The sequence below is a fragment of the Rahnella sp. P4_A8 genome, from assembly GCF_056402435.1.
The window spans coordinates 1-635 of sequence record NZ_JBFUHK010000360.1 but is presented as its reverse complement, the minus strand read 5'-3'; the positions used below and the strand labels follow the sequence as shown (position 1 = coordinate 635).

The 635-nt window shown below is 41.3% G+C and carries 1 protein-coding gene; it reads left to right on the top strand.

What is annotated here, in order from left to right; translation table 11 throughout:
* Nucleotides 1-204: 204 nt before the first annotated feature.
* Nucleotides 205-635 (top strand): pilus assembly protein (locus tag AC1DUO_RS25990; protein ID WP_477989618.1); only part of this gene is annotated, 431 nt, incomplete at its 3' end.

The window sequence follows — 635 nt, the reverse complement described above, 5'->3', positions numbered from 1 at the left end:
GACAATGAAAATACTGTCGTCATGGTGGTGGGTATTGACTATTACCGGGCACCTTTGAACCGTTAACGATTGGAGACGGACATCATGTTAAATACGTTGTCGCGTAACAATATATTGACGGGGTTAATTTGGGACTCCTCAAACCATGAAAATATGGACGCCGGATATATGCGATGGATGGTAAATATACGTCGGAGTCATCGTATGTATGTTTACCGTGTTCAGGATGACATAACGACAAACGAGCTCGTTGGCTATTCCATAAAGACAGCGCCGGGTTGTGAATCTTTTGCTGTTCATCTCAGAAAACTTTACGGAGATGGCCTTTATCACTTTATGGCGGGCGACGAACAAGTTTATTTGTTGATCATTATGGACGGCATCATCATTAGTGGAAGTGACTGCGTTATCACTGAGACATTTTTTGGAGAAATATTGTCGTCTTTACCTGAATCAAAATATTCACGTTTGCGCGTCTCGGAAATAACGCCTGCACAGTTAGACTGTATCGCTGAGTCATGCAAAGAAAATCAACTCATTTATAAAAAAAAGCAGCGAATATTCTGGACAGGTGTGGCCGGTGGTGTAGCCCTTCTTGTTATTTGTTCTTCAATATTTCTGTATAGCATAATTTC